Origin of the sequence: Bacillus sp. SH5-2, from assembly GCF_008368905.1 — a bacterium.
In the GTDB taxonomy this organism is placed as follows: domain Bacteria; phylum Bacillota; class Bacilli; order Bacillales; family Bacillaceae_G; genus Bacillus_A; species Bacillus_A luti.
The window spans coordinates 1-18,618 of sequence record NZ_QOSD01000017.1; the positions used below are offsets into that span (position 1 = coordinate 1).

The 18,618-nt window shown below is 37.1% G+C and carries 22 protein-coding genes; 11 read left to right on the forward strand and 11 right to left on the reverse strand.

Going from position 1 to position 18,618, the window contains the following annotated elements; translation table 11 throughout:
• Positions 1–285: 285 nt before the first annotated feature.
• Together DN410_RS12385 and DN410_RS12390 are read left to right on the forward strand one after the other, a co-directional pair.
• The gene (locus DN410_RS12385; RefSeq protein WP_149176742.1) at positions 286–966 is read left to right on the forward strand and encodes an MgtC/SapB family protein; all 681 of its coding nucleotides are present in this window, start codon (positions 286–288) and stop codon (positions 964–966) included.
• 92 nt (positions 967–1,058) lie between these two features.
• A complete protein-coding gene (locus DN410_RS12390) occupies positions 1,059–2,054 on the forward strand; it encodes a potassium channel family protein (protein WP_149176743.1) in 996 nt (331 codons plus the stop codon).
• Here DN410_RS12390 and DN410_RS12395 read toward each other — a convergent pair.
• Positions 2,041–2,454 (reverse strand): YugN-like family protein, encoded by a 414-nt coding sequence (locus tag DN410_RS12395; RefSeq protein ID WP_149176744.1) that lies wholly within the window; start codon positions 2,452–2,454, stop codon positions 2,041–2,043. The genes DN410_RS12390 and DN410_RS12395 overlap by 14 nt on opposite strands.
• A 73-nt stretch (positions 2,455–2,527) precedes the next feature.
• Positions 2,528–3,880 carry a glucose-6-phosphate isomerase gene (locus DN410_RS12400; protein WP_149176745.1) on the reverse strand — a complete coding sequence of 451 codons (1,353 nt, stop codon included), beginning with the start codon at positions 3,878–3,880 and terminating at the stop codon, positions 2,528–2,530.
• A 274-nt stretch (positions 3,881–4,154) separates the two neighbouring features.
• On the opposite strand from DN410_RS12400, the gene DN410_RS12410 reads away from it, so the two are divergent.
• Positions 4,155–4,388 carry a DUF378 domain-containing protein gene (locus DN410_RS12410; protein ID WP_149176746.1) on the forward strand — a complete coding sequence of 78 codons (234 nt, stop codon included), beginning with the start codon at positions 4,155–4,157 and terminating at the stop codon, positions 4,386–4,388.
• A 112-nt stretch (positions 4,389–4,500) separates the two neighbouring features.
• On the opposite strand, the gene yugI is transcribed toward DN410_RS12410, so the two are convergent.
• From yugI to DN410_RS12425, 3 genes are all read right to left on the reverse strand, one after another.
• A complete protein-coding gene (gene yugI / locus DN410_RS12415; protein WP_000003765.1) occupies positions 4,501–4,845 on the reverse strand; it encodes a S1 domain-containing post-transcriptional regulator GSP13 in 345 nt (114 codons plus the stop codon).
• Between the two features lie 254 nt (positions 4,846–5,099).
• Positions 5,100–6,290 carry an aminotransferase gene (locus DN410_RS12420; RefSeq protein WP_149176747.1) on the reverse strand — a complete coding sequence of 397 codons (1,191 nt, stop codon included), beginning with the start codon at positions 6,288–6,290 and terminating at the stop codon, positions 5,100–5,102.
• On the reverse strand, positions 6,287–6,784 hold the full coding sequence (locus tag DN410_RS12425; RefSeq protein ID WP_000255699.1) for an Lrp/AsnC family transcriptional regulator: 498 nt from the start codon (positions 6,782–6,784) through the stop codon (positions 6,287–6,289). The genes DN410_RS12420 and DN410_RS12425 overlap by 4 nt, the downstream gene beginning before the upstream one ends.
• A gap of 266 nt (positions 6,785–7,050) precedes the next feature.
• Between DN410_RS12425 and DN410_RS12430 the strand changes: the two genes are divergently transcribed.
• Positions 7,051–8,043 carry a 2-hydroxyacid dehydrogenase gene (locus tag DN410_RS12430; protein ID WP_149176748.1) on the forward strand — a complete coding sequence of 331 codons (993 nt, stop codon included), beginning with the start codon at positions 7,051–7,053 and terminating at the stop codon, positions 8,041–8,043.
• 109 nt (positions 8,044–8,152) lie between these two features.
• Positions 8,153–8,992, forward strand: a complete 840-nt coding sequence (locus DN410_RS12435; protein WP_149176749.1) for an alpha/beta fold hydrolase — start codon at positions 8,153–8,155, stop codon at positions 8,990–8,992.
• Between the two features lie 40 nt (positions 8,993–9,032).
• Here DN410_RS12435 and DN410_RS12440 read toward each other — a convergent pair whose 3' ends face one another.
• Positions 9,033–9,284, reverse strand: coding sequence for a YugE family protein (locus tag DN410_RS12440; RefSeq protein WP_000537642.1), 252 nt, complete (start codon positions 9,282–9,284; stop codon positions 9,033–9,035).
• Between the two features lie 117 nt (positions 9,285–9,401).
• Here DN410_RS12440 and DN410_RS12445 point away from each other — a divergent pair, with 117 nt between their 5' ends.
• Entirely contained in the window at positions 9,402–10,553 is a 1,152-nt protein-coding gene (locus DN410_RS12445) for a MalY/PatB family protein (protein WP_149176750.1), read from the forward strand.
• A gap of 66 nt (positions 10,554–10,619) precedes the next feature.
• Here DN410_RS12445 and DN410_RS12450 read toward each other — a convergent pair whose 3' ends face one another.
• Entirely contained in the window at positions 10,620–11,159 is a 540-nt protein-coding gene (locus DN410_RS12450; RefSeq protein WP_149176751.1) for a superoxide dismutase family protein, read from the reverse strand.
• Positions 11,160–11,227: 68 nt separating this feature from the next.
• Positions 11,228–11,404 (reverse strand): hypothetical protein, encoded by a 177-nt coding sequence (locus DN410_RS27965; protein ID WP_000982763.1) that lies wholly within the window; start codon positions 11,402–11,404, stop codon positions 11,228–11,230.
• Positions 11,405–11,574: 170 nt separating this feature from the next.
• Here DN410_RS27965 and kapB point away from each other — a divergent pair, with 170 nt between their 5' ends.
• On the forward strand, positions 11,575–11,958 hold the full coding sequence (gene kapB, locus DN410_RS12455) for a kinase-associated lipoprotein KapB (protein ID WP_149176752.1): 384 nt from the start codon (positions 11,575–11,577) through the stop codon (positions 11,956–11,958).
• A gap of 40 nt (positions 11,959–11,998) precedes the next feature.
• On the opposite strand, the gene kapD is transcribed toward kapB, so the two are convergent.
• On the reverse strand, positions 11,999–12,622 hold the full coding sequence (kapD, locus tag DN410_RS12460) for a 3'-5' exonuclease KapD (protein WP_149176753.1): 624 nt from the start codon (positions 12,620–12,622) through the stop codon (positions 11,999–12,001).
• Between the two features lie 288 nt (positions 12,623–12,910).
• Between kapD and DN410_RS12465 the strand changes: the two genes are divergently transcribed.
• Positions 12,911–14,236 carry an ArsB/NhaD family transporter gene (locus DN410_RS12465; protein WP_149176754.1) on the forward strand — a complete coding sequence of 442 codons (1,326 nt, stop codon included), beginning with the start codon at positions 12,911–12,913 and terminating at the stop codon, positions 14,234–14,236.
• A 55-nt stretch (positions 14,237–14,291) separates the two neighbouring features.
• Here the strand turns inward: DN410_RS12465 and DN410_RS12470 are convergent, their stop codons facing one another.
• Positions 14,292–14,759, reverse strand: coding sequence for a hypothetical protein (locus DN410_RS12470; RefSeq protein WP_149176755.1), 468 nt, complete (start codon positions 14,757–14,759; stop codon positions 14,292–14,294).
• A 117-nt stretch (positions 14,760–14,876) separates the two neighbouring features.
• On the opposite strand from DN410_RS12470, the gene DN410_RS12475 reads away from it, so the two are divergent.
• Entirely contained in the window at positions 14,877–15,590 is a 714-nt protein-coding gene (locus tag DN410_RS12475; protein WP_149176756.1) for a DNA alkylation repair protein, read from the forward strand.
• A 348-nt stretch (positions 15,591–15,938) separates the two neighbouring features.
• Positions 15,939–17,315: a glycine--tRNA ligase gene (locus tag DN410_RS12480; protein ID WP_000287143.1), complete on the forward strand. Its 1,377-nt coding sequence runs from the start codon at positions 15,939–15,941 to the stop codon at positions 17,313–17,315.
• Positions 17,316–17,353: 38 nt separating this feature from the next.
• Here DN410_RS12480 and DN410_RS12485 read toward each other — a convergent pair whose 3' ends face one another.
• A complete protein-coding gene (locus DN410_RS12485) occupies positions 17,354–17,737 on the reverse strand; it encodes a hotdog fold thioesterase (RefSeq protein WP_001140615.1) in 384 nt (127 codons plus the stop codon).
• 95 nt (positions 17,738–17,832) lie between these two features.
• On the opposite strand from DN410_RS12485, the gene DN410_RS12490 reads away from it, so the two are divergent.
• The gene (locus DN410_RS12490; RefSeq protein ID WP_149176757.1) at positions 17,833–18,576 is read left to right on the forward strand and encodes a DUF3298 and DUF4163 domain-containing protein; all 744 of its coding nucleotides are present in this window, start codon (positions 17,833–17,835) and stop codon (positions 18,574–18,576) included.
• The last annotated feature ends 42 nt before the right edge of the window (positions 18,577–18,618 follow it).

The window sequence follows — 18,618 nt, forward strand, 5'->3', positions numbered from 1 at the left end:
TCGATGTCAACTAAGTTTTTCAATTTCTTTTTTGTCGTTTTCTGCGTTTCCGCATCAGCGACGGTTATTAATATATCATGCAAAAAAATGAAATGCAACACCTTTTATAAACTTTTTTTAAAACCATCCACATTTCTTTTTTAATATCATATACTTAAACGAAATATCTCTTTCATGTATGAGTAATTTCTACATATATTCTATATAAAGTCACTCTATCCCAAAACGTTTCTTTCTATAATAAACGTTTTATTCATATACCATATCATACAAGGAGGAATACATATGGACTATACCGATTTATTAATCAAACTAGGCCTCTCAGCTATTTTAGGATTCGCCATCGGTTTAGAGCGCGAATTAAAACGAAAACCACTCGGTTTAAAAACGTGCTTAGTTATATCTATTATTAGTTGCCTCCTAACAATCGTTTCTATTAAAGCAGCTTACAACTTACCTCATACTGATCATATAAATATGGATCCGCTTCGCCTTGCTGCTCAAATTGTGTCTGGCATTGGTTTTTTAGGTGCTGGTGTTATTTTGCGCAGAGGAAATGATAGTATTGCGGGACTTACTACCGCAGCTATGATTTGGGGTGCTTCTGGTATTGGCATCGCCGTTGGAGCCGGATTTTATATCGAAGCAATTTTCGGGATGTGTTTCCTTATGATTAGTGTAGAACTTATACCACTCGCGATGAAATATGTAGGCCCTAGATCATTTCGTCAACGTGATATCGCTGTGAAGCTTGTTGTACGAAATATGGACAATATCCCAATCGTCATTGAAGAAATAAAAGAAATGGATATAAAAGTTAAGAATATGAAGCTTAAAACATTAGAAAATGGGTATCACTATTTACATCTTAAATTATGTATCGATCAAAAAAGACATACTGCCGACGTTTACTACGCTCTCCAACATCTTGAAAGTGTTCAACAAACTGAAGTGGAAAGTATGTAACAGAAAACAAACTCTCTTTATTTAGAGAGTTTTTCTTTTTTCTATAATGGTAACAATGAATGTAGTCCTGCAAAGTAAGGAGGAATAGGAAATTGAAATCCCGTCCGAATTTAGTAGATACATTTCGTGATTCCATTATTTTTCGTTTAATTTGTTTTATTATTGTACTTACTACTTTTTCTGGCTTTCTTATACATAGCTTAGAGCCATCCAACTTCACCACATGGTTTGACGGCATTTGGTGGTCTATCGTTACCATTTTCACTGTTGGGTATGGTGATTTCGCACCACATACAACGATAGGAAAAATTGTTGGCATGGGCATTATTTTATTAGGAACTGGATTCTGTTCTTATTATATGGTTCTATTCGCTACCGACATGATCAATAAACAATATATGAAAATTAAAGGAGAAGAAGCCGCTACCTCTAACGGTCATATGATTATCGTTGGCTGGAATGAACGTGCAAAACATGTTGTAAAACAAATGCACGTATTACAACCAAACCTTGATATCGTTTTAATTGATGAAACACTTTCTTTACTCCCTAAACCATTTCATCATTTAGAATTTATAAAAGGTTGTCCGCATCATGATCAAACTTTATTAAAAGCTAACATTACAACCGCTCACACTATATTAATAACAGCCGATAAAGAGAAAAACGAAAGCTTAGCTGATACAGAGTCCATCTTAAATATTTTAACTGCAAAAGGACTGAATCCAAACATTCACTGCATCGCTGAACTTCTTACTACTGAACAAATCCAAAATGCAACGAGAGCTGGCGTGTCAGAAATTATAGAAGGAAATAAATTAACTAGCTATGTATTTACCGCTTCTCTTTTATTCCCTTCCATTTCAGGTGTACTATTTTCACTTTACGATGAAATCTCTGATAATAAATTACAACTGATGGAGCTTCCCTCATCCTGCACCGGACAAACTTTTGCAAATTGTAGCTATACTCTTTTAAAGCAAAACATTCTCTTACTGGGTATAAAGCGTGACAATCAATATATGATTAATCCCGTTCATTCCTTCATTCTCATCGAAAGCGACATACTCATTGTTATTCACCATTAGTAAAATGACGCTCTAATTCTTGTACAAGCACTTTCCCAATATCGATATACTTTCTTTTTACATCTCCATCTGGATCTTTCGGCTCAGCAAATTGATCAAACCCACTCGTTCCAGCTGTTAAAGTATTTACATTATCATCTAGTTCGTCTTGATATACATGAGAAAGAATATATGGTGTTTCAAGACGGACTACTACACCAGGTACATCTAGTTCTCCATCTACTGCTGTGAACGGGACTCGTAAAAATTGATACCCATCTTCTTCATCAATTTTATAATCAAAGCACCCTTTATCGTAATCCCAATTGCCACCGATGCTATACCCAAGTGGTTTCATAACCTCTTCTAACTTATATAACGCATATGTACGTCCTTCTAACTTTGATTGAATCAGAATCAAGTCCATCCCTCCTAGACTTTTCCTTTAGCATACCCATTCTAGTTTGAATAAAGCGACGGACGGTCGCTTTTTATTATTTTAAACGCTCTTCTAATTCTGCTTTTAATTCTTCAAATCCTGGTTTACCAAGTAAAGCAAACATGTTTTTCTTGTATGCTTCTACTCCAGGTTGGTCAAATGGATTTACGCCTAATAAGTAGCCGCTCATCGCACATGCTTTTTCGAAGAAGTATACAAGGTAACCGAATGTGTATTCATTTAATTCAGGAATGTTTACGATTAAGTTTGGTACTCCGCCATCGCTATGTGCAAGTAATGTACCTTCGTATGCTTTTGTGTTTACGAAGTCTACAGTTTCACCAGCAAGGTAGTTTAATCCATCTAAATCGTTTTCTTCTGATTCAATTGTTAGTTCATGTGTAGATTTACCTACTTTCAGAACTGTTTCAAATAAGTCACGACGACCTTCTTGAACGTATTGACCTAATGAGTGTAAGTCAGTTGAGAAGTTTGCTGAAGATGGGAAAATACCTTTTTGATCTTTTCCTTCACTTTCACCAAATAACTGTTTCCACCATTCAGAGAAGTATTGAAGTGCTGGCTCATAGTTAACAAGCATTTCAATTGTTTTTCCTTTATTGTATAAAGCGTTACGAACTACTGCGTATTGGTAAGCTGGGTTTTCTTCTAGTTCTGATGTCCCGAAGTCATCATGACCAGCAGCTGCACCTTTCATCATCTCTTCAATATTTAAGCCACTTACTGCGATTGGTAATAAACCAACTGGCGTTAATACAGAGAAACGTCCTCCAACATCATCTGGAATAACGAATGTTTCGTAACCTTCATTATCAGCTAATGTTTTTAATGCACCACGCGCTTTATCTGTAGTTGCATAAATACGTTTGCGAGCTTCTTCTTTTCCATACTTTTCTTCTAATAACTTACGGAAAATACGGAATGCTAGTGCCGGCTCTGTTGTTGTACCTGATTTGGAAATAACGTTAATAGAGAAGTCTTTCCCTTCTAATACATCCATTAAATCTTTCATGTAAGTGGAGCTAATGTTTTGTCCAACAAATAGCACTTGTGGAGTTTTACGTTGTTCTTTAGAAAGTGTGTTGTAGAAAGAATGGTTTAACATTTCAATTGCTGCACGTGCTCCTAGGTAAGAACCACCGATACCTACAACAAGTAAAATGTCAGAGTCATTTTTAATTTTTTCTGCGCATTTTTGAATGCGAGCAAATTCTTCTTTGTCATATTGAAGCGGAAGGTCTACCCACCCAAGGAAATCGTTCCCAGCTCCAGTTTTTTCGTGGATTGCGTGATGTGTTACTTTCACTGCATCACGTAAATAAGTGATTTCATGTTCACCGATGAAGGATAACGCTTTAGAATAGTCGAACGTTACATGTGTACTCATCTTTTTCCCTCCAATTATGGATATGTATTTCTGTATTCACTTTAGCGAAACTGAAGTTGTAAATCAAGCGATTCAACCCTTGTAAACGTAACCAATATATATTTTTTAGAAAAAGTTCATTTTTTGCATAAAAATTCGTATTTTTCGGTATAGATGTATATACATCCTATTTCGAACATTTTTTATGTATAAAAACAACATAACTACACCATTCTATAAAAGAGTTGATTAACTCATCGCTTGCTCATGCTTCACAATTAAGGGGGGCTTTCTCATGAGTACTCTGCAACGTATCGCATTAGTCTTTACTGTTATTGGTGCCGTGAACTGGGGACTGATCGGGTTCTTCCAGTTTGACTTAGTGGCTGCCATTTTCGGTGGACAAAACTCAGCTCTCGCACGTATTATTTACGGCATCGTTGGTATTTCTGGGCTTATCAACCTTGGTTTACTCTTTAAACCATCTGAAAATCTTGGTACGCACCGAGAAACAAACGAAATTCGCTAGTCAGTATGTCTTTATTTCACCTCCGACATACGAATATGATTGCATGCAATCATATTTGCAAATATATATCATAATATAAAGTAAAAGAGGAACGCTCATATGCGCTCCTCTTTTACTTTGTTAACTCTGATTCTTCAATCCATTCTGTTAGCTTTTCTCGCAGCGTATTAAATCCATTTTCAGATGGATTCGGTATAAGAATCCGTCCTTGTTTTCTTTTCGCCGCTTTTAACGATAAACTCATTTTTCTGTGTTCTTCATCAATTGAAAGTACTTTTACTTCTACTGTATCGCCGACTTTTAAAAAGTCATGAATATCCTTTACATATCCATTTGTAATTTCAGATATATGCACAAGTCCTTGTGTTTCTGCATCTAACGCTACAAATGCGCCGTAATCTTGAATTCCAGTCACTTTCCCTGTTACAACCACTCCTGTTGTATATTGTTCTGACATATGAAACACTCCCATACGTTTACCATTTTCTCTACAATTGTAGATAGCAAAGCAGATGTATTTATTGTTAAATATCCGATTGGTTAATACGTACCGTCAGTAAAGCTACCTAGGATACGCATACCTTATATTAGTAAATTATACCACTATGACAGAACTCATTCAAAAATCATGAAAAAATTTCCTTAGGTAAGTATAATTTTCCAATATTGGGATAGAATACTAACACATGGCTTTCTAGTATTCCCCCCCTTTTATGGACAAAACGTATTATGTTTTGTCCTTTTTTTATTCTCTACGAATCGTTCCATTCTCTTCATTGCTTCCAGCAGTTGTTCAAGCGATGTCGCATACGAACAACGAATAAATCCTTCACCACTTTCGCCAAATACACTTCCAGGGACAACAGCGACTTTTTCTTCTAGTAATAACTGTTCTGCAAACTCCACGGAAGATAATCCAGTTGAAGAAATAGAAGGAAAGACATAAAATGCGCCGCCCGGCAAATGACACGTTAAACCCATTTCATTGAAGGATGTCGTCATAAAATTGCGACGTTTCTTATAGCTATCTCTCATCCGAATTACTTCATCATTCCCTGCGCGTAACGCTTCAAGTGCTGCAAACTGAGACATCGTCGGTGCACACATCATGGAATATTGATGAATTTTGAGCATTAATTCCGAAAATTGAATAGGAGCTGCAATCATCCCGAGGCGCCATCCAGTCATCGCGAATCCTTTTGAAAATCCCGAAATTAAAATCGTATGTTCACGCATATTTTGAATGCTCGTGAAACTCGTATACACTTCGTCATATACAAGCTCTGCATAAATTTCATCAGATAATACGATTAAATTGTATTTCTCCACAATCACTGCTATTTCTTCAAGTTCGGCTTTATTTAACATTGCACCTGTTGGGTTGTTTGGTGAACAAAGTAAAATTGCCTTTGTTTTTGCAGTAATAGCTGCTTCGATTTGCTCTGGTTGTACTTTAAACTCGTTTTCTAAAGTAGTCGCCACAGGAACTGGAACTCCTCCAGCTAATGTTACAAGCGGCGCATACGAAACGAAGCTTGGTTCAATAATGAGCACTTCATCATCCGGATTTATAATGGCGCGCATCGCTACATCTAACGCTTGGCTCGCTCCGACTGTCACAATGATTTCTTCGTTTGGATCATAAGATACTGCAAATTGTTTTTTTAGATACTTTGCTATTTCTTGACGGAGCTCCAATAATCCTGCATTTGCTGTATATGACGTATATCCCTGTTCTAAAGAACGAATACATGCTTGCCTTACATTCCAAGGTGTAACGAAGTCTGGTTCTCCTACCCCAAGTGAAATAACACCTTTCATATTTGCTGCTAAATCGAAAAACTTTCGAATACCAGATGGTTGTAAAGATTCTGCTGCTCTAGATAGTTCAAACGGCTTCATGGTGTCACCACAATTCGCTTATCATCATCGTTTTTTTCATAAATAATTCCCTCATGCTTATACTTCTTCAAAATAAAATGAGTTGTTGTAGAAACGACAGATTCAATTGTTGCTAATTTCTCTGAAACAAACATCGCTACTTCTCCCATCGTCTTTCCTTCTAATGTAATAGAAAGATCATATGTCCCTGACATTAAATACACAGACTTTACTTCTGAATAACGATAAATTTGTTCAGCAACCGCATCGAACCCAACACCATGCTTTGGCGTAACTTTTACATCAATCATCGCCGTTAAACCTGTATGTTCTTTCACCTTCGTCCAATCAATATGTGTGACATAATCCACGATAATCTTTTCCGCTTCTAATTTTTCAACCATTTTCTTTACTTCTTCTACTTCTATATTTAACAGCTTCGCTAATGTATCTACAGATAATCGACTACTTTTTTCAAGACAAGCTAATAGTTCTAATTCTTTTTCAGTCACCATATAAATCATCCTTCCTTTTCTCTTGTGTCTAAATTATACAAATACCCTTTCCAGTTTGAAAAGAAGCTTTTTTTAGTGAATTATGTCAAAATAAAGTGAAACTTTAATCCATGGAAAGGTTCACCCCATGGATTATCAGCCTGCACCAATCGGGCTTTTGCGAGCAGTTGATCTCCCACCTCACTTCTTTGCCTCAACCGTCTTTTTAGGTGGGAGTCTTACCGCTCGTTAAAGCGGAGTAAAGTGAAACTTTAATCAGTGAAAAAGTGCAGGATAAAGTGAAAGGGGATGGGACCGTGAAACCAAAAGTTTATATTGCTGAACCAGTTCCAACATTTGTAGAAAACTATTTATCAGAACACTGTGATTATGAAAAATGGGAGCAAAATGAGAAAGTACCTCGTGATGTTCTATTGGAGAAAATACAAGATAAAGACGGTTTATTAAATTTCGGATCTACTATTAACGAAGAATTATTGGAAACTGCTCCTAACTTAAAAGTAGTAAGCAACATTTCTGTTGGTTACGATAATTTTGATTTACAAGCAATGGCCAAGCGAAATGTCATCGGAACGAATACACCATACGTACTAGATGATACAGTAGCTGACCTCGTTTTCGCTCTTATGCTATCTGCTGGGCGCCGCGTTTGCGAACTCGATTCCTATGTGAAAAACGGTGAATGGAACGCTGAAATCGGAAAAGAACACTTCGGCCTAGATGTACACCATAGTACAATTGGTATTATCGGTATGGGCCGAATTGGAGAAGCCGTTGCAAAACGAGCGAAATTCGGATTTGATATGGATGTTCTTTATTACAACCGTCGCCGTAAAGAGGAAGCAGAGCAAAAATTCGATGCTACATATTGTGATTTACAGACGCTACTAAAACAGTCTGACTTTATTGTCCTTCTTACTCCATTAACAGATGAAACGTATCACCTTATCGGAGAAAAGGAATTTTCATTAATGAAAGAAACAGCTATCTTCATTAATGCTTCTCGCGGGAAAACAGTAAATGAAGAAGCGTTAATCCATGCGTTAACAGAAAAGAAAATCTTTGCAGCAGGCATCGATACTTTTACACAAGAGCCGGTTCAAAAAGATAATCCGCTCTTATCATTACAAAATGTTGTGACTTTACCGCATATCGGATCTGCAACATTAAAAACTAGGCAGCAGATGGCCATGACAGCCGCTGAAAATTTAGTCGCAGGATTACAAGGAAAAACACCGCCTAATATTGTTCGCGGATAATAATAAATAACGAAAAGGCAAGATGACATCGTCATCTTGCCTTTTTTTGTTAACATATTTTTTTCGTGCTTGGAAATGATATGAACAAAAATCAATGGAGTGACAAAAAATGAATCACGAATATACTTGTCCTTATTTCACTTTTTCCACTCGCGGCACTACGATTCATTACGAATTGTATGAACATAATAACAAAACGGAACGTCCTACTTTCGTACTCGTTCACGGCTTTTTATCTTCCTCATTCAGTTACCGCCGTCTCATTCCTTTATTATCAAAAGCAGGAACAGTACTGGCTCTTGATTTACCACCGTTCGGAAAAAGTGATAAGTCCCATCTCTTTAAGTATTCTTATCACAATTTAGCAACGATTATTATCGATTTAATTGAACATCTATCTCTCTCAAATATTGTGTTAGTTGGGCACTCTATGGGGGGACAAATTTCTCTTTATGTAAATCGTATACGCCCTGAACTAATCTCAAAGACGATTTTACTATGCAGCTCTAGCTATTTAGCACGCGCAACCTTACCTTTACTGTACTCTTCTTATTTACCGTTCTTTCATTTATACGTAAAGAACTGGATTATACGGCGCGGCATTGTTCACAACTTAATGAATGTCGTTCATGATCACTCATTAATTGACGATGAAATGAAGGAAGGTTACTCTGCTCCATTTTATGACAACCGTATATTCCCCGCTTTAACTCGCATGATACGCGACCGTGAAGGCGATCTCTCATCGACTGAATTACAAAAAATCCAAACACCTACACTACTCATTTGGGGTGAAAAAGATCGCGTCGTTCCTGTAGATGTAGGTCATCGTCTACACAAAGATTTACCGAATTCGAAATTTATTTCTTACGAAAACACAGGACATCTACTACCTGAAGAAAAGCCCGAACATGTTTATGAAGAAATCATCGCATTTTCCGCACAATAATCGAAAAATAATTTAAAAGGCTGTCGGAAATTCCGACAGCCTATAATGAACAACTTCCGCCTTCTTTTATTACAAGTAGCTCCACAGCTAACTTCTCACATTTCTCAAGCGCAGGTACTTCCTCAAAAGACATAAAGTATATATGTTGAATCTTCTTTGCGATGTATTTTGGATCGTCAAACACGCTTACGACGTTCACAACATCGCTCGCCTCTGTTTCATAAAACTCCGGTCCCATTTGAAACGGATCCCAATTCTTCACAACCTCTATCATCTTTTCATATGTACCCATTCGCTTCCCGCCTTTTCACTTTTTAATGCTTTTCTTTATCCTATCACATCAGCTATTCTATAAGAAGAGAGAGAACTTTCATAATTCAACGGTTTTACAGAAGAAGGGGGCAAACTTATGCAACTATTTCATAAAACAGTAAATCGACGTGGAACACATAGTACAAAATGGGATACTTACAAAAATGAAGAACTTCTTCACGCCTGGATTGCTGATATGGATTTTGAAGTACCAAAACCCATTCAATCCGCTTTAAAGAAACGTATCGAGCATCCCATTTTCGGCTATACACTTCCACCTGAAACTATTGGGGATATTATTTGTAATTGGGCAAAGAAACAATATAACTGGGATATTCAAAAAGAATGGATTGTCTTTAGTGCAGGAATCGTTCCAGCTCTTAGTACGAGCATACAAGCCTTCACAAAGGAAAATGAATCCGTTCTCGTACAGCCACCTATTTATCCCCCATTTTTCGAAATGGTCACAACAAACAATAGACAATTATGCGTGAGTCCATTACAGAAACAAAATGATACATATGCGATAGACTTTGAGCATTTAGAACAGCAATTTCAACAAGGCGTCAAACTCATGCTTCTTTGTAGTCCTCACAATCCAATTGGGCGTGTTTGGTCAAAAGAGGAACTCACACAGCTTGGCGCGTTATGTACAAAATATAATATAATCGTTGTTGCAGATGAAATTCATTCCGATATTATTTATGCAGATCATACACATACACCGTTCGCTTCCTTATCCGAAGAATTAGCAGCGCGCACGATTACTTGTATGGCTCCGAGTAAAACATTTAATATCGCTGGATTACAAGCATCGATTATTATCATTCCAAACGAAAAACTCCGTCAAGCCTTTACATCTATCCAATATAGACAAGGCTTCCACGGATTAAATATATTCGCCTATACAGCGATGCAAAGTGCCTATACAGAATGTAACGATTGGCTAAGTGAAATCCGTTTATATATAGAAGAGAATGCTCGTTTCGCATGTGAATACATTGAAACGCACATACCTACCCTTTCTGTTACAAAGCCAGAAGGTAGCTTTTTATTATGGATTGATTGCTCTCGCCTAAAGCTTTCTCAAAGGGAGCGCACCACATTACTTGAGGAAAAAGGAAAACTAATGGTTGAACCTGGCGAGAAGTACGGATTAGGCGGAGAAGAACATATTCGCATTAACATCGGTTGTCCAAGATCTGTTTTGGAAGAAATTTTAAACAGACTGCGCCATACATTTTCATAATAGCAAAGGAGGCTGTCCCATTTTTTAGGGCAACCTCCTTTTATTTATATTTGCCACTATCGGCTTTTACTTTTTCCTCATATCCGATGCTTTTTTCACAATTACACCACAAGCAATTCGATCACCTGATTTACCTGTTGGTTGCGTCATGCCATCATCCGGATTTTCTGTAATAATAATAGACGCGCCATCTTTTCTATGAATCGTCGTTTTTCCTTCTACAAGCGTTATATGCGGTGCATCGATTTCCGCTTTAATCTTTCCTGAACCGTCTGCAGTTATATTCGGCAAATCTCCATTTTCCGGCCCCTTCGGATTGAGAAGCCCATGTTTTTTATCATCTGGATTAAAATGATTCCCCGATGATTCGAAACGAGGTGCTTTACATTCTCCAATTTCATGTACATGTATGCCGTGCGGACCTGGTGCAAAACCTTCCCCTTTAATCGTAATTTTCACTCCACTTGTTTGCTGAACTACTTTTGCAGTTGCCACTTCATCTCCTGAAGCATTATGTAATTTCACGTCAATTTCTTTCGGCTTTCCTTGGTCACAACCTGCCATCAGAAATAATAAACAACAACTGAAAAAAAGCCGTCTTTTCATTCTATTCCCTCCAAAATACATTCTGCCCTTAGATTGTCCGAGCATAGAGGGAAACATACAAAAATGCATTACTGTTTCTTTTCAGCTAACAGTTTTTCTTCAACTTTCTGTAATCGCTCCGCTTCTCGTTTTGAAACGCGAATAAACATACGCCACGTAGCAACCGCACCGATAATAAATAGAACACAAACAATCCCTGGAATAATATATTCTGTTTTATCTTCCGGAAAATATAAAGGCATCATATAGGATAGAACACTCCTTCATTAGAGGATTTATAAAACATCAGAATTTTCTGTTACATCACTTTAAATTATAGTGGAACCTATCCATATTCTCAAGGGTCGTTCCGAAAGCAAATCATTTCTTTGACTCCTTCTCACACTTTCCTTACTATAAACTTGAGGTGAAAAATATGAGAGAAACATTTGAAATTGGTGAAATCGTTACTGGTATTTATAAAACAGGAAAATACATTGGCGAGGTTACAAATAGCCGTCCTGGTAGTTACGTCGTAAAAGTATTAGCTGTTGTAAAGCACCCGGTGCAAGGCGACTTACATAACGTAAAACAAGCTGACGTACCATTTTTCCATGAAAGACGCGCTTTAGCTTTTCGTGAGCAAACGAACATTCCAGAGCAAATGGTGAAAACATATGACGGAGAAATTCCCGATTATACAGAATCACTAAAGTTAGCATTAGAAACTCAAATGAATTCATTTTCTGAAGATGATTCGCCTTTTGCAGCACGTAGTCTTGAAACACTAGCGCAATTGAAACAAGATTACAAACTTTAAAAAACAAAACGACCAAATTACATAATGTGCAATTTGGTCGTTACTGTGTGCTCACTTTCTTTAACACTTTTGAAAAATCAACGAGTTCTCCTAATGTTGGAGGTGCCGGCTTTACTAAATACTCTTTATCTTTTTCTACTAGTTTAAAAATATTGTACGTTGTCATCGCATCATCAAGCGCACAATGATGCTTCCCTGTCCCTACTTTTCCATATGCCTCAATTGCCTTCCACAACCCTGTTTGATTCCTTTCTCCAAAAAACTTCTTATACTCAAGTGATAAATCACGACATTGGCCGAAGAATGGAAAAGGTACTCCCGCCATTTCGCAATTATGCTTCAGCACTTTCATATCCATATTTCCCCACGTTACAATTGTCGGTTTACATTTCTTTTCATATTCCGCCAGCTTCTCAATAAGTTCAGGAAAAGAAATTCCTTTATCCACTACTTCTTGCTTAATCCCTAAAAATTTCTTACATCGATCCGTTAAAGAAGGAAAAGTCTTCGGCCTAACATGAGCTGAATACGTGTCTTCAACCTTACAGCCAACAACCGAAACGAGTCCTACTTCAATAATCTCTGGGAAAAATCCCTTTGGTTTTTTTCTGTGCTGGGGCATCGTAAACTCAAAATCTAAAAACAAAAATCGTTGTTCATCCATACGATCCCTTCCTTATCATTTTTATCATTCCTTTCTATTTGATACTCTTACACGAACAAGCTCGAATGCTAATTCTATTTTAAATATTCAGATTGGATGTATCTTATATATATGTCAAATGCCCACAAATATTTTAAAAAATAAGAAAAAATGACCTATGCAGAAAATATGACAAAATCCCCCCTTTCATTTACATCCGCCATTTTCCTACTTTATAATGACGGTATGTGTGTTCATCTAGTTAATTTTTGACACACTAAGAAAAGTGAATGAAAGGAGATGAGAGTTTTGCACGAAACAACGCAAGAGCTCGCAAACTGGCAGTATTATTTTGCTATCGCAGTCTTTTTAATTACATATGCCATTATTATTTCTGAGAAAATTAATCGCGCTGTCATCGCACTTCTTGGTGCAGCACTCATGGTAATTATGGGAGTCGTTGATTTACACAACGCCTTTACGAAACATATCGAATGGGGGACAATTACGCTACTCATCGGTATGATGATTTTGGTGAACATTACGAGTAAATCCGGTGTTTTCCAATACGTTGCCATTAAAGCAGCAAAAGGAGCACAAGGAAATCCAATTAAAATTTTAATCTCACTTTCCTTACTTACCGCGCTTGGCTCCGCATTTTTAGATAACGTTACAACTGTACTACTAGTTGTTCCAGTTACTTTATCTATTACGCGCATACTGCAAGTAAATCCTGTTCCATATTTACTTTCGGAAATTATTTTTTCAAACATTGGAGGAACAGCAACTTTAATTGGTGATCCACCTAACATTATGATTGGTTCTGCAAATAAGCATTTAGACTTCAATGCGTTCTTGCTAAACTTAGCGCCAATCGTAATTATCATTATTGGTGTGACAGCGACGATACTTTACTTCATGTACCGCAAACAATTAATTGCTGATCCTGTACAAGTTAAAAAGTTAATGAGCTTAGATGAAAAACAATACATTAAAGATCCTGTATTAATGAAAAAATCTTTAACAGTACTTGGACTTACGATTGTAGGTTTCATGACTCATTCCATTTTCCATGTTGATGCAGCTATCATTGCCTTAACTGGTGCTACTGTTCTTATGTTAATCGGTGTGAAAGAACATGAAATTGAAGAAGTATTCGCAAGTGTAGAGTGGGTAACAATCTTCTTCTTCGCAGGGCTATTCGTGCTTGTTGGAGGACTTATTGATATCGGCCTGATCAAAACACTTGCTCAAAAAGTAGTTGGTATAACAGGCGGAGATATTTCTCAAGCATCTATCCTTATTTTATGGGTATCTGGTATCGCCTCTGCAACAATCGATAACATTCCATTCGTTGCAACAATGATCCCGCTTATTAACGATATGGCAGTTGGGCTAGGTTTATCACCTTCTGACGCACAAATCGATGTATTATGGTGGGCATTAGCATTAGGTGCTTGTCTAGGCGGAAACGGAACATTAATCGGAGCTTCAGCTAACGTAATTGTAGCTGGAATCGCAAATCGCGAAGGACATAAATTTAGCTACATGGAATTCCTAAAAGTCGGCTTCCCAATTATGATCGTTTCCTTAATCATTTCTCATATTTACATTTATTTACGCTACCTTATGTAGTACAAAAAAGCGCCCTGCTTTCAGGGCGCTTTTTCTGTCTCAAATATTACATATACTACTCATTATACCTCACCGGCTCATTTCGAATAATGAACAAGTGAATCGGCAAGAACACCGAGAATGTGATGGTATGAATAATCGTAAATAAGATTGCATTCGTTCCATATCTAGCTAAAATAGCGTAAATGAGATAAATAGATAATACAAGTGATACAGCTGTTGCTATTAAATATAGAATTGGTACGAAATTAAAAATGAAACATGCGACATATATGCCGAATACTTTCCATCCTGCTTCTTCTTTCAAGAAATCAGGTAATTTGTCTTTCGCTAAATCGCCCCATATCTTACTATTTACAAAAGGAATAAAAGCAAGAACACCATCCGTTGCACCATCATTTTTCGCCATCGTATACAGTGCAAACGCCGTTAACAAATACGCAATAATTGCCCAAATTAATATAACAAGAATAAATGCAAAACTAAGAGCAAAGAAACCTGCTAGTACGCCTTGATCTTCCATCTTATCCTCTCCTCTCTACTTTCAACATATTTCATTACACTGCAAGTTATGTTTTAAAAATTAACCAAACTCTCTGTATAATGATAAGAGAAAGATAATAAGAGAGGAGAAACACTTATGCATCCATTTGTAAAAGCATTACAAGAGCATTTTACAGCTCATCAAAATCCTGAAAAAGCAGAACCAATGGCACGTTATATGAAAAACCACTTCCCGTTTCTCGGTATTCAAACTCCCGAGAGAAGACAATTATTAAAAGACGTCATTCAAATACATACTCTCCCAAATCAAAAAGACCTCCAAATTATCATACGTGAACTTTGGGACTTACCAGAGCGTGAATTTCAAGCAGCCGCTCTTGATATTATGCAAAAATATAAAAAGCATATAAACGAAACACATATCCCCTTCTTGGAAGAACTCATTGTCACGAAATCTTGGTGGGATTCTGTTGATAGCATCGTTCCTACATTTTTAGGTAATATCTTTTTAAAACATCCGGAATTAATTTCTGCCTATATTCCAAAATGGATTGCATCCGACAACATATGGTTACAACGCGCAGCTATTTTGTTCCAACTGAAATACAAACAAAAGATGGATGAAGAACTTCTTTTCTGGATTATTGGACAACTACATTCTTCAAAAGAATTTTTCATTCAAAAAGCGATTGGCTGGGTCCTTCGTGAATATGCAAAAACAAATCCAGATGTAGTATGGGAATACGTGCAAAATAACGAGCTTGCTCCGCTCAGTAAACGTGAAGCAATTAAGCACATTAAACAAAATTACGGAATAAATAACGAAAAAATAGGCGAGACTCTATCATAGATAGACGCGTTCCTCTATTGAGATTTAAAAAAGAACGTGTTAGAATATGTTCATTATTATTAATATAAGTAGCGATGACGGACTTATAAGTACTTGCACAAAAAGCGATTCAGGGATAGTGAAAGCCTGAAGCCGCAAGGAAACGGCAGTCTCGAGCAATACGTGATAAAGTGGATGCACCCTTTTGTGTATCAACTAGGGTGGAACCGCGGGCAAACGCTCGTCCCTAGGCAATTAAGCCTTGGGATGAGCGTTTTTTTATGTTTTTCAAAGCATATACTGCGCGTCTCACAAGTTACCTGAGCACTTCATCGCCAATACGTTAACTTTCAAAAGGAGGATTTTCTTATGTATTCAATGGAACAAGTTGTAAACTTAGCGAAACATCGCGGTTTTGTTTTTCCTGGTTCTGAAATTTACGGTGGTCTTGCAAACACTTGGGATTACGGTCCACTTGGAATCGAATTAAAAAATAACGTTAAAAAAGCTTGGTGGAAAAAATTCATTCAAGAATCTCCACACAACGTTGGTTTAGACGCAGCTATTTTAATGAACCCAAAAACTTGGATCGCTTCTGGTCACGTTGGTAACTTCAACGATCCAATGATCGACTGTAAAAAATGTAAAGCTCGTCACCGCGCTGACAAATTAATTGAAGATGCATTAGATGCAAAAGGTATCGAAATGGTTGTTGACGGTCTTACTTTCGACCAAATGGCTGACTTAATGAAAGAACATGAAGTAAAATGTCCTGATTGCGGTAGCGAAGAATTCACTGAAATCCGTCAGTTCAACTTAATGTTCAAAACATTCCAAGGTGTTACAGAGTCTAGCACAAACGAAATCTTCCTTCGTCCTGAAACAGCACAAGGTATTTTCGTAAACTTTAAAAACGTACAACGCTCTATGCGTAAAAAACTTCCATTTGGTATTGGCCAAATCGGTAAGAGTTTCCGTAACGAAATCACGCCTGGTAACTTCACATTCCGTACACGTGAATTCGAACAAATGGAGCTTGAATTCTTCTGTAAGCCTGGTGAAGATTTAGAGTGGTTCGCATTCTGGCGTGAAACTTGTAAGAACTGGTTACTTTCACTTGGTATGCACGAAGAAAGCATGCGTCTTCGTGACCACGGTGAAGAAGAATTATCTCACTACAGTAACGCAACAACTGATATTGAGTTCAAATTCCCATTCGGTTGGGGCGAACTTTGGGGCGTAGCATCTCGTACAGACTTCGATTTAAAACGTCACATGGAACACTCTAACGAAGACTTTAACTATATCGATCCACAAACGAATGAGCGTTACGTACCATACTGCATCGAACCATCTTTAGGTGCAGACCGTGTAACATTAGCATTCTTATGTGATGCATATGAAGAAGAGCAATTAGAGAACGACTCTCGTACAGTTCTTCGTTTCCACCCTGCTTTAGCACCATATAAAGCAGCAATCTTACCATTATCTAAAAAGCTATCTGAAGGTGCTACTGAAGTATTCGCAGAACTAGCTAAAGACTTCATGGTAGACTTTGACGAGACTGGTTCTATCGGTAAACGTTACCGTCGTCAAGACGAAATCGGTACTCCATTCTGTATCACATACGACTTCGACTCTGTTGAAGACAAAGCTGTTACAGTACGTGACCGTGACACAATGGAACAAGTTCGTATGCCAATTAGCGAACTAAAAGGTTTCTTAGAGAAGAAAATCCAGTTCTAATTATAAAAAAGAGGCCGCTCTATTGAGCGGCCTCTTTTCTATTTTTCACGTTTTTCTTTAATTGCTACTGTACATCTTGAAATACATAATAAGTCATCATTTTCATCAATGATACGAATATCCCAAACCATCGTTGAATTCCCTCTATGTATTGGTGTCCCGATTGCTGTTACAATTCCATCTTGCTTTGAACGAATATGATTTGCATTAATTTCTAAACCGAAACAAATACATTTCTCTTGATCAATTAAATTGTATGAACCGACACTTGCCACTGTTTCCGCTAATGCAAGTGATGCACCCCCGTGTAAAAATCCAAATGGCTGATGCGTACGCTCATCAACGGGCATCGTAGCAACCACCTTTTCTTCTGTCATCTCTAACAACTCAATTCCAAGCGAATCCATTAAAGTTTTTGCCATCTCGTTTCCCCCTTCTCTCGATTTAATTAAATGTATAATTTTACCTATTTATTTTCAAACTACCTATAACACTTATATAAGGAGGTTTCACCTAAATGAAACAGAAATTTTGTATACTGCTGCTCATGTTCTCCTTGCTGACTATTGTACCAAATTGTACACTAGCAGCCAAAGCATCCAACCTGACAATCGATGTGAAGACTGTCACGCAAAAAGGTAAGAAACCTTATATAGAATATCAAATTAACAGACCTTCTTTTCACAACTTTTCCGACTCTAAATTTCAACAGAAGCTCAATTTCTATTACAAAAAATCTACGGATAAGTTTAAAAACAAATTAGAAAAAGACGCAAAAAAATATTATACAGAAACAGAAGGATCTAGTACTCCATTTCATCCGTACATAGCAAATGTTGACTATAAAGTTTCTTTAAATAAACCACCTTTTCTCAGCTTATATGTGAATTACTATCAATATACAGGCGGAGCACACGGTCTTTATACGTGGAAAGCAAACACATTTGATTTAAACGAAAAAAAATTACTACACTTAGACGATTTATTTCAACAAGAAGATAAATACAAAGAAGTAGTCCGTGCAGAGATTGTAAGACAAATTAAACAAAATGAAAGCATTTATTTTCCTGATGCAACTGAAAAGGTAATGAGCACGAAAAAGTTCCACTTCTTTTTAGAACCGAGCAATCTCGTCGTTTATTTCCCTTTATATGAGATTGCTCCTTATTCAAGTGGAATTCCGCAATTTCGTATTCCATACACGTTGCTAAGAGACTACATTAAGCCTTCTTATCAAAATATTTTGATTGACAACAAGTAAATAGTTTCGCTACGATAATGTTAACCTAAAAACAACAGGAGG